8 protein-coding genes are annotated in these 11,119 nt (G+C 39.7%); 6 read left to right on the top strand and 2 right to left on the bottom strand.

Going from position 1 to position 11,119, the window contains the following annotated elements:
* Positions 1-199 precede the first annotated feature (199 nt).
* Entirely contained in the window at positions 200-586 is a 387-nt protein-coding gene (locus G4P69_RS23135; RefSeq protein WP_208340434.1) for a hypothetical protein, read from the bottom strand.
* A gap of 126 nt (positions 587-712) precedes the next feature.
* Here G4P69_RS23135 and G4P69_RS23130 point away from each other — a divergent pair, with 126 nt between their 5' ends.
* A complete protein-coding gene (locus G4P69_RS23130; RefSeq protein WP_208340435.1) occupies positions 713-916 on the top strand; it encodes a hypothetical protein in 204 nt (67 codons plus the stop codon).
* 191 nt (positions 917-1,107) lie between these two features.
* Positions 1,108-2,697 carry a glycosyltransferase family 39 protein gene (locus G4P69_RS23125; protein WP_208340436.1) on the top strand — a complete coding sequence of 530 codons (1,590 nt, stop codon included), beginning with the start codon at positions 1,108-1,110 and terminating at the stop codon, positions 2,695-2,697.
* A 109-nt stretch (positions 2,698-2,806) separates the two neighbouring features.
* On the opposite strand, the gene G4P69_RS23120 is transcribed toward G4P69_RS23125, so the two are convergent.
* The gene (locus G4P69_RS23120) at positions 2,807-5,026 is read right to left on the bottom strand and encodes a glycosyltransferase (protein WP_208340437.1); all 2,220 of its coding nucleotides are present in this window, start codon (positions 5,024-5,026) and stop codon (positions 2,807-2,809) included.
* Positions 5,027-5,771: 745 nt separating this feature from the next.
* Between G4P69_RS23120 and G4P69_RS23115 the strand changes: the two genes are divergently transcribed.
* The 4 genes from G4P69_RS23115 to G4P69_RS23100 all read left to right on the top strand — a co-directional run bounded on the left by G4P69_RS23115 (position 5,772) and on the right by G4P69_RS23100 (position 10,994).
* A complete protein-coding gene (locus tag G4P69_RS23115) occupies positions 5,772-6,059 on the top strand; it encodes a Mo-dependent nitrogenase C-terminal domain-containing protein (protein ID WP_208340438.1) in 288 nt (95 codons plus the stop codon).
* An 882-nt stretch (positions 6,060-6,941) separates the two neighbouring features.
* The gene (locus tag G4P69_RS23110; RefSeq protein WP_243902264.1) at positions 6,942-7,622 is read left to right on the top strand and encodes a 2OG-Fe dioxygenase family protein; all 681 of its coding nucleotides are present in this window, start codon (positions 6,942-6,944) and stop codon (positions 7,620-7,622) included.
* Between the two features lie 99 nt (positions 7,623-7,721).
* Positions 7,722-8,966, top strand: a complete 1,245-nt coding sequence (locus G4P69_RS23105; protein ID WP_243902269.1) for a cysteine desulfurase-like protein — start codon at positions 7,722-7,724, stop codon at positions 8,964-8,966.
* Positions 8,967-9,161: 195 nt separating this feature from the next.
* On the top strand, positions 9,162-10,994 hold the full coding sequence (locus tag G4P69_RS23100) for an ABC transporter ATP-binding protein (RefSeq protein ID WP_208340439.1): 1,833 nt from the start codon (positions 9,162-9,164) through the stop codon (positions 10,992-10,994).
* Positions 10,995-11,119: the final 125 nt, after the last annotated feature.

Here is an 11,119-nt window from a genome sequence, read left to right as displayed (position 1 = left end):
TATTTAAGAGCGCTGCGCGTCTCGAAATACATCTTTATTTGCAAGTGGGCTTTAAACCCACAAAGTCACGTTTTTTTTCTTTCCCTGTTCCCTGTTAAGAGTTCCCCGTTCCCTTTTTTTTGTAACTCTAGTTGATTCGACGGTGAAAAGCAGTCCAGATAGATGCGGTTTGGTTTCGCTCTCAATATCCTCAGGCATATTAGCTTTTTGTCGGTGTTTCAGAAAGCACCTTATCTTCAGTATTGCGGTATCGACGCAGTTTATCATGCCCTACCAGCAGTACTTCTACCCCCGCAAGCTGAAGATGGTGAATCCACAACTTCGAGTAGTTTAGCCCTGTTGGTTCTAAAACTGCCACAGTCGGTTTTAGAGCGAGCAAATCACTCATACCAAGTACTTTGTGTTCATCACTATCTGCGCCCACATTTGTGTTTTTTTTCTTATTAGGATTCGCTTGGTAGGTATGAACTACATACGTTGGAGTTAAGAAGCGTTTTTTGCATGGTTGTTCGGTCAACAGGCACCCAACCACTGACATCTTTGCGATGTCTAACCCTAGCACTCTTAGTTGATTGTTTCTACTCATTAGTCTAGTTAGAAGTGCAATCTAATACTGATTTCCCCCAGCTAGCCGTCGAATCTCCCATTCGGAGGCAGATCGCACAAAAGATTGGTAGTCCGTCTAAGTTTCTGGTAAGTCGCCCCTGGCGCGATGTTGAAGAAACCGGCTACCCTTACTAACTCGGAACTCATTGACATGTGGTTACACGGCAAGAGCAAGAACACGGTTGATGGGTATCGCCGCTATGCAGAACGCTTCAGTCGTCATATCGAGTACAAGCCTTTAAGCAATGAAACACTATTGCAAATAGCGCTTGATCGGATTGCTCGTGTAGTCCCGGAAAGATTTTTCTAGTATACTGGCGATGTAAATAACCATTTACAAAATCTACTATTGAGCAAAAACATTCTCATAGGTTAGAAGCCTGGAGCTATACTAACTAAGCCAGCCTGCGCAAGCTATATACTAGCCGACGCAGGTGGGCTTAGTTTGTGTAGCAACACCTGAATAGGGTGTTGGGTGAATAATTATTGAGAAATCAGGCAATGCAGCGTCTCAAACTTGCTCCAAATTGGTTACGTTTTGTAATTATCATCGTGTTGGTGGTGGGGATATTTTTTCGCTTTTATAATCTTGACGGTAAAGTTTACTGGCATGATGAAACATATACATCATTACGAATATCTGGGTACAGTGCTGCTGAAGTAAAACAACAACTATTAAATGGTCAAATTCTTAGTAAGGAAAGTTTTGCAAAATTTCAGCGTCCTAATGCTGAAAAAGGCTTAGGTGATACAATTAGATCTTTAGCAGTAGAAGATCCGCAACATCCTCCACTCTATTATGTGATAGCTCGAGTTTGGACGCAAATCTTTGGCAATTCGGTAATAGCAATCAGAACTTTATCGGCATTAATAAGCTTGCTAGTTTTTCCTTGCACTTATTGGCTATGCCGTGAATTATTTAATGTGCCCTTATCATTACCCGTAGTTGCGATCGCGCTTATTTCAATCTCTCCGATTCAGCTCCTTTATGCTCAGGAAGCACGAGAATATATTTTGTGGGTAGTCACTATATTGCTATCTAGCGCCTCACTACTTCGAGCAATGCGCTTAGACTTCAAACATCAGCTAGAATCAGAACGTATCCTAGCTTGGGGAATTTATGCATTAACTTTAGCTCTGAGTTTGTACACATTTTTGTTAAGTGGATTTGTTGCGGCCGCGCACGGAATTTACGTGCTTACTATGAAAAAATCCCAGTGGACTAAAACAGTCGAAGCTTATTGGTTAGCATCACTAGCTGCGTTTGTAAGCTTTACTCCTTGGATTGTTGTGGTGCTGGCTAACTTTTCTCACTTTAATGCTGCAACCGCTTGGACGTCAATGCAGTTACCTTTACTGACTGTCATTCAATCTTGGCTGTTGCAGATAAGCCGTATTTTTTTTGACTTAAATTTTGGCTTTGAAAATCCTTTTAGCTATATAATTACAACTATTTTTTTAATTCTCGTAGGATACTCAATTTATTTTCTTTGTCGGACGACACATCCAAAAATTTGGTTATTTATTATAACATTAATTGCAATACCAGCGCTGCCTCTTATGCTACCAGATTTGATTTTTGGAGGAGCGAGATCGCTTTCTGATCGATATTTAATGCCTTCTTATTTGGGAATTGAACTTGCTGTTGCTTACCTACTAACAACTCAACTATACAACGGCAATTTATCTCGCCGCCAAATTTGGCAAACGATTATGGCATTAATAATTATTGGTGGTGTCGTTTCGGGTTTTGTCAGTTCTCAAGCAGAAACTTGGTGGAGTAAGGTTATTAGCTACGGAAATCCACAAGTAGCTAAAATCATTAACCACAGTTCTCAACCACTGTTAATCAGTGATACTTTTGGGATTAATTATGGAAATGTTTTTTCACTCAGTTATCTTTTAGAGCCAAAAGTGAAATATCAGTTTATTAAAGACAGCAATATTAGTAAAATTCCTCAATTTAGTAATATGTTTTTACTAAATCCTGCAGAAAAATTGCGAAAAGGAATAGAAAAAAAATCCAAATTAAAAGCAAAAGTTGTCTATAAAGACATACATTACTCCCTATTTAAATTAGTAAAGCCCTAAAAGTGTGTCTCTTATAAACTAGACAGGTGGTGAAAATTTCGTTAAAACACTATCCCTTGATGGTAGGTATATTCTGACTCCTGACTCCTGTATTCTGACTCCTTTTTTATTAATATTTAGAGACTGATATCGCCCTCACATCGAATTTTCTATCAAACAAAAACCTTGGTCTTATCAAGGTTTTCAACAGTAAAAAAAGTGAACTTAACTCACCTGGAACTTTCTTATTTTTCCACTGCCCAGGGCGGCAAAATAACATTTCTACTAAGCAACGATGTTGACTCAAACTCACTGATTCAAATCTAACTTTCACTGTAGGAAAATCATTATTAAAACCAGTGGAAACAACCTCAGCAGAAAGCTGTAGATTTTCCTCCGCAATTTCTAGCTCTACTGTTTGATCGACAAATAAATTAGCAAAGGGTTTTTGAGTCAGTGCTATCTCTGCACCCACTTCAGAAATTTTGGTAGTTACTCCCCATAAACTGTGCTCGCCAAGACTTAAGCGTACCACACGTCGTAAATCAAACCATTCATATACATCGTTTTTAGGAGCGTCTAGCAAAGCCAATATAGCAATACCAATTAATATCAAATTATAAACACTCCATATCCAACCTAAACTTACACCTACACCCTTAACGATAAACATTTCTAAACTTTGCCATAGACTAACAACCGTGGCGATAAACAAAATAATTAAGGGTAAGGCTATTTTCCAGTTAAAGGTATAGCGATGATTTACTCTTCCTTTCGGTGTGACTTTGAAGCCTGTGTCGAAAGGACTGAGCATAACTTGAATGGTATTTATTGATAAAGGAATACACAGTATTATAGAGTAGATATCAGACAGAAAAGCCGAAGCTGATTGCTTGTTCAACCAAGCAAAGGTTATAAGATTTATCAAATAGTAAGGTAAGAAAAAATATAATAATTCTGCTGTTGTATAACGGAGAGGATTCAAACTTAAAAACGAATAAACGAAGGGAATAAGAAGAAAGTAAAGGCGAGATATGCTGGTGAACCAGTAGAATATTCCTACTGAATGAGCTAACCTTTGGACTAAACTAAGTCCGGGAATTGTCAGAGGATTTGATTTTATAAAAAATCCTTGGAGCGTACCTCTTCCCCAGCGTGCGTTTTGAGTTATGTATATAGAGCTGTTTTCTGCTGCTAACCCAGCACTTAATTTTTCATCTAAATAAATCAAGCTGTAACCTTCAGCAGATAAACGAATTCCAGTAAAATAATCCTCACTTAAAGAATCTGTAACAAAGCCTCCGCGAGCCACTAATGGAGTGCGTCGAACAACAAAAGATGTACCAGAACAAAGCACACTACCTGCTGCATCCCGCATTGGTTGAATTTGCCTATAAAATACTTCTTCAGAAGAAGTGAGAATATTTTCTATACCCAGATTACGGCCAATAGGATCACCATTGTAAAAGCTTTGGGGTGTTTGTAGCAGAGCAACTTTCTCATTCTGAAAAAAACCAACAGTGCGAATGAGAAAGTTTGTAGTTGGCACAAAATCAGCGTCAAAAACAGCAATTAACTCCCCATTTGTTTTAGTGAGTGCATGATTTAAATTACCTGCCTTAGCATAACGACTATCCGATCTTGTCAAATATTCGCATCCTAGTTCCAAAGCTAATTCTTTCATCTCTGGACGTTTCATATCATCCAAAAGATAAATTTTCTTATTAGCATACTCTAAAGCTTGACAACCTATAATTGTTCGCCGAAGAATAAAAGCAGGTTCATTGTAAGTGGGGATGAGAATGTCGACAGATGGAGTATAGATACCACGAATAACATCTACAGATTTTTGATCAGCTTCTCCTCTGCGATCCTTAGTATTGAGCATTAACAATAGCTCGATAATGGTTCTAAGTATCATGAACATCTCTAGGAAAAATAAACCTAGGCTAAATACCCCATTGAGCGGATCTGTAAGATTTAAAGTCGAGAGCGATCGCCATAGAATATACCTTACACTTAAAATGATCAAAATTCCTATTACCATCCACCGTGACCATGCACGGGGTTCAGGAGAAATTTTCATCACTGCAAACACAGTTAAAAATAATACTAAAGTAGGTGCTAGTAAATATTTGCTCCTCACCATTGGTACTTCTATCCAGATCGGCGGGTTTTCTTGTAAAGCTTGTATTTGAGCAAAAATTCTAGTAATTGTGCCTTCACCAGCAAACCACGCCGTTACAACAATTGCACACAACAATACAATTCCTAATAGAACCAGAGTTGCTGTACGGAATTGGAAACTTTGCTTCCACGATAGAAGATGCTTAAAATTTTTTCTTTTCATGCGCTAGATTCCGCAAAGTATAATTAGCGGTGATGTAGATTGTTAAAATTTACTTTATTACAGAACGTACCATTTGGTTGTACCAAAGTTTCTAACCTGTAACACACACATCGTGGTTTCACTTATTAATAAAGTATTGAATTTTGCTTCGTGTACTCTCTTGACTCATTTATAAACTCTAGCTGGTAATAAAAAGAACATTTTTGTACCTGCTAATACAGAATTCGACAACAGAGGTAGCGTTGCTTTTTAGCTCACAAACGGTGCTTCTAATCTAGTTTTACTATTAATGTTTGCACTGTTGCTCTTGTTCTCGATCAATTGCTGCTTCTGCTGGGTGACCCCCGAAGCGAAAACCTGGACAAAACTGCCTAAACGAAAGCGGTGCGGGCATCGTATGCTCGTATTAGAGTTATACAGAGCAACCTGTAATCTTAAAACAACCCGGCCGCAAGTGCTTACGTGCCATATTATGGGCATTAATGCTTTCAACTAGTGGTATAGTCCTTTGCTGGATGCATCTTTGGGCGTATTTGTTGCTCCAGAAATACAAGAAAACAAAAATACTAGGAACATGATCTGGAATGATGAGTCTTGGGTTTGTAGTTAGAGACGTGGAGATAAATCCAGTACACCTTATCAAAAACCTAGAACCCATAGCTGCATAAGCAAATAAAACTCAGGTCTATATAGTTATAGACACCAGCTAAAAGTTAACAAACAAAACAATAATGAGGTAAAAATTATGACAAGCTTTACTCAAATCCCGGTACACAATGATCTACTACACCCAGTCCGCCAGTGGTTAGATTCAAAAGAAATTCATAACGCTAAACTAGCTCATTTCTTATGCAAACTCATTCCTGCTCAATGTCCTTTTGAACGAGATATCAAACTCTTTGGGCGCAAGTTATTCCACATTCCACCAATGTGTAAGTTAAATCCTTTGTATGAGCAAGTCGTCACTCTGCGTTTCAAAGCGTTATGTTATCTTGCAGATGAATGTGGTGAAGATGTAACTGCCTACTGCTAGGATTAGGATAGAGTAACTCTTACAAAATTTATTTGGCTCAACACTTTTCGACGATGCAAATGATTTGCAATTCCTGTTTCGTAATTCCTAATTATTAGCCTATGCATGAGCAGCAGGGCTTGAAATAATAAAAATATTTATTTTATTCCATCCATAAATTAACGGAATTGAACTTTTAATTACGGATTACGAATTAGTAATTCTCCGATTATATTGTCAAATCCTTGTTCTAGGGAAGCTCTTTTCCTGTCTCCTTTGGTTACTGAGGCAATTTACGCGATTATTAGGATATTGAAAAAAGAATGCTACAGATACTTGTCTAGGGGTGTACGGTTGTACGCCCCTACTGATTTGTACATCACAAAGATGGATTGAGATAGTAGCTCATCTGGTGCAACTCCATACTTTTAGTGGGTAGGGTTCAATTCCAACGACAAAAGGATGTTTCAGCCCTTCTTTAATTAATTCAGTCTAACGACTTAAGCATCCAACCTCTCTCGTGAAAAATCATCTTTTGATTTTTCATTATAAATACTGAAGATTAACCATTTTTTTTATATTTAAAATTGCTTAGTGAATATAAGTCACACTGGCAACTATTGGGTATCGGTTAACCGATACCTTAGTTGGTCATGGTACTTTTATTTTTTACTTTGATCTGAACTCGGAGAGCTAGATTTTATTAGGCTTTAAGTTTTGTCCTGAGAAATCTTGTCCATAAAAGCTAGTACCGCAAGGCGGAATTCAAAATTCAAAATTCTGTTAGGAATACAGCGTAGGCTTTTCAGAGATTTTGAATGGTATGCTTATTTACGCCGCGCTGTACTAGTTAAGCGCCACTCACAACCTATTCAATAAAGAACTAAGTTTCTTTAAGCCTCTATGACCAACTCAGAAGAATTATTTATGCTTGATGCTCAAAAATCTATCAACTACTTGTTAACAAGACTAGATTTTATCAATTTAGATAAAATAGGGACGTATTTTGAGCATCTTCCCGTTGATCCTTATTTGAAAGAAAATTATCGATTTAGGCGATTATCTCACTTCAAAATCAGTTCCAATGGCTTAATTAAGTTGCCACATAGCCGCTTGTTTCAAAGTAAAGAATATAATCCGCTCTTAGGAAATGTTGTCAGAGAATATCCAGAAATAGATGATGCTCTGGTAGAGTTAGAAGATTTTCAAAAAATTATCTGGGAGTTTTTTGAGTTTTGTAAACTGTATTCCACCTCTGACCAAATTGGTGTTCATCAGATTAGAACGACTAGCTCCAGCCAAACGATTGGTAACCCAGCTCCCGAAGGGATTCATAGAGATGGAGTGGACTTGATAGGGATATTTTGTGTGAGCCGAGAATGCATTGAAGGTGGAGAAACCCATCTGTACAAATTAAAAAATGAACCACCAGTTTTTAATCAAATTCTCAACAAGAGTGATTTGCTAGTCTTCGACGATCGCCAATTTTTCCACTATACTTCTCCAATCAAAGTCGCAGCTTCTACAAGTGGCAACCGGGATGTATTTGTTTTGACATGTCCAGGATTAATTGCCGCCGCTTGAAAACTCAGAGGGTGTGGGGTGTGGGGTGTAGGGTGTGGGGATAACTTGAGAAAACTTATGGGAGACTCCAAAATTCAATCTTACCGAGATTTAAAGCTTATGATGTCTATTCCTCTTGATTGGGTACGTGAGCAGTTTCCCGCACTGACACAACAAATAAATGGTCAATCTGTAATCTTCTTTGATGGACCTGGTGGGACTCAAGTGCCAATATCTGTGGTAAACGCGATGAGCGACTATTTGCTCAAATCAAATGCCAATGCTCACGGGGCTTTTGCTACAAGTATACGTACAGACGCCCTAGTCACGGCTGCACGATCAGCGATCGCTGATTTTCTAGGATGCGATGGTGATGAGGTTGTCTTTGGTGCCAACATGACCACTCTTACTTTTGCATTGAGTAGAGCCATTGGGCGTGAACTGCAACCAGGCGATGAAATTGTGGTAACACAACTCGACCACGATAGTAATGTTTCACCGTGGTGTGCTTTAGAGGAAAAAGGTGTAACTGTGAGTGTGGTCAGGATCAAGCCAGATGACTGCACTTTAGATATGAATCACTTGGCACAATTAATTAATCATCGGACGCGGCTGGTTGCAATTGGTTATGCATCAAACGCTGTTGGCACAATCAATGACATCTCAACTGTGGTGCGCCTCGCCCATGAGTTTGGCGCTCTGGTTTTTGTAGATGCGGTTCACTATACACCTCACGCTTCGATTGATGTGCGTGCGCTTGATTGTGATTTTCTGAGCTGTTCTGCTTATAAATTTTTCGGCCCCCATGTTGGTATACTCTATGGAAAGCGTGAACATCTCGAACGTTTTCATCCTTATAAATTGCGCCCAGCCCCGAATGAGGTGCCGTCGCGCTGGGAAACTGGAACTCAAAATTATGAGGGACTTGCAGGGTTATTAGCCACGATTGACTATCTAGCTGCACTTGGTCATCGTCTTTCTCCCTCTGTTAACAACCGACGAGAGGCACTTATAACCGCAATGGATGCCTGCCAGCAATACGAAACTGAACTATCCAAATATTTAGTTGCTCGATTATTGCAGATTCCAGGTTTAACCCTCTATGGAATTAGTGATCCCGCTCACTTTGCTTGGCGAACTCCAACGGTTGCAATCCGACTGGCGCAGCAAACACCTTACACCACAGCTAAGAAGTTGGGCGATCGCGGGATCTTCGTCTGGCACGGTAATTTTTATGCTCTTGGTCTTACTCAGAGGTTGGGTGTTGAAGATAGTGGCGGCTTAGTGCGGATTGGGCTTGTGCATTACAACACACTCGAAGAGATTGATCGTCTTTTGAAAGTGTTAAACGAGGATAGGGTATAGGGTGTGGGGTGTAGGGTATAGGGAAAATATAAAGCTACCCACAAAGGGTGGGGTTTCAACCGAACCGTATAGAGATGGATCTTTCGCTCACTTTATTGCGACGCTTCAAACCTTACTTCTTTCTCACCCTACACCCCACACCTACATTTTTGTTATGGCCATCACCTTAGAAATGTGTCGGCTATAATAAAGAATATGAGTATTCTTAAAAAACGTAACGCTTTACGTCAATCCATGGCGGTTTTCCGCTACAGTGGGCGGGCTATTAGCTTGGTTTGGACTACTAATAGATCACTCACAATTTTGTTCGCAGCTTTCACTCTAATAGCTGGTCTTTTACCAGCAGTCATAGCTTATATCGGCAAGTTAATTGTTGATACTGTGGTGAATGCTTATCAAATTAATTCACATAATAGCGCTTTTGTCAATAGTTATCGTCCGTTACTTTATGTAGGATTAGAAGCGATCGCGGTCTGCATCTTAGCAGGTAGTCAAAGAGGACTCAGCGTTTGCCAATCCCTCTTACGGATGCTACTTGCTCAACGGGTAAACGTTCTCATCTTAGAAAAAGCCCTAACTTTGGATCTAACTCAGTTTGAGGATTCAGAGTTTTACGATAAATTGAGCAATGCACGAAGAGAAGCCTCAATTCGCCCTTTGTCACTAGTAACTCGCACCTTCGGTTTAGTACAAAGTGCCTTATCTCTTGTAACCTATGGCGTTTTGCTTGTGAAATTCTCAGCTTGGGCAGTGATGATACTAATAATAGCAGCCATGCCTGCATTCTTTGCCGAAACCAAATTTGCAGGTCAAGCCTTTCGTCTTTTTAGCTGGCGTGCACCAGAAACCCGCCATCAGCATTACCTCGAAACACTGCTTGCAAGAGAAGACTTCGCTAAAGAAGTGAAACTCTACCAGTTAGGGAACATGCTTCTGAGACGTTATCACAACCTGTTCGATACACTTTATCACGAAGATCGTGAATTGACGTTAAGACGGGGTTTCTGGGGATATATCCTAAGTTTGCTCAGCACTGCCACCTTCTACATAGCATATGCCTGGATCGTAGTTGAAACTGTTGCAGGTCAAATTTCTTTGGGAGACATGACAATGTATCTCACGGTATTCCGTCAGGGACAGTCAACGTTTTCCGGTGCTTTGACTTCTATTGGAGGGATGTACGAAGACAATTTGTATCTTTCCACCCTCTATGAGTTTTTAGAAGAAGAAGTTCCCCAACCAAAAGGGAAAGCAACCAAAGGCTTACGTCCCGGAGACGGTATTCGGTTTGAGAATATATCATTTACTTATCCTGGTAGTTCACAACCAGCATTGAAAAATATTTCTCTACACCTTAAACCAGGAGAGAAACTAGCAATTGTTGGTGAAAACGGCTCTGGTAAAACGACTTTAATCAAATTACTAACGCGACTTTATATCCCAGACTCCGGTCGAATCTTACTAGATGGGTTGGATTTGCAACAATGGGATATCGATGTATTGCGGCGACGTATAGGTGTGATTTTCCAGAACTTTGTTCGATACCAGTTCACTGTAGGAGAGAATATTGGTGTAGGGGATGTGGAGCGTATGGAAGACACAACTCAATGGGAAATTGCAGCAGAAAAAGGAATGGCACTACCTTTTATTGAAAATTTACCAACAGGTTTCTACACACAGCTTGGTAAATGGTTTAAGGGAGGGCAAGAACTTTCTGGTGGTCAATGGCAAAAAATTGCTCTTGCTCGTGCTTTTATGCGAGGTAGTGCTGATATTCTAGTATTAGATGAACCAACATCAGCCATGGATCCTCAAGCTGAGTTTGACATTTTCAATCACTTTCACACGCTTACCAAAAATCAGATGGTACTCCTTATTTCCCATCGCTTCTCTACAGTACGGATGGCTGATAAAATTGTAGTTATTGAAGCTGGAGAACTTCTAGAACAAGGAACCCACGAGGAATTGTTGCAGGCTAAAGGACGCTATGCGACACTGTTTTCATTGCAAGCTGCTGGCTATAAATAATAGAATTCAGAATTCAGGAGTCAGGAGTCAGAATACACTGCCCATAAAGGGATGGTGTTTTAAGAAAAGTTTTAACTCTTATATCATCCACAAGGGATGAGGTTTTTACCAGCATTTATTCTTCT

The sequence above is a fragment of the Aetokthonos hydrillicola CCALA 1050 genome, assembly GCF_017591665.1.
GTDB lineage: Bacteria > Cyanobacteriota > Cyanobacteriia > Cyanobacteriales > Nostocaceae > Aetokthonos > Aetokthonos hydrillicola.
The sequence above is the reverse complement of the archived record's forward strand: the minus strand, read 5'-3'. Positions and strand labels throughout refer to the sequence as shown.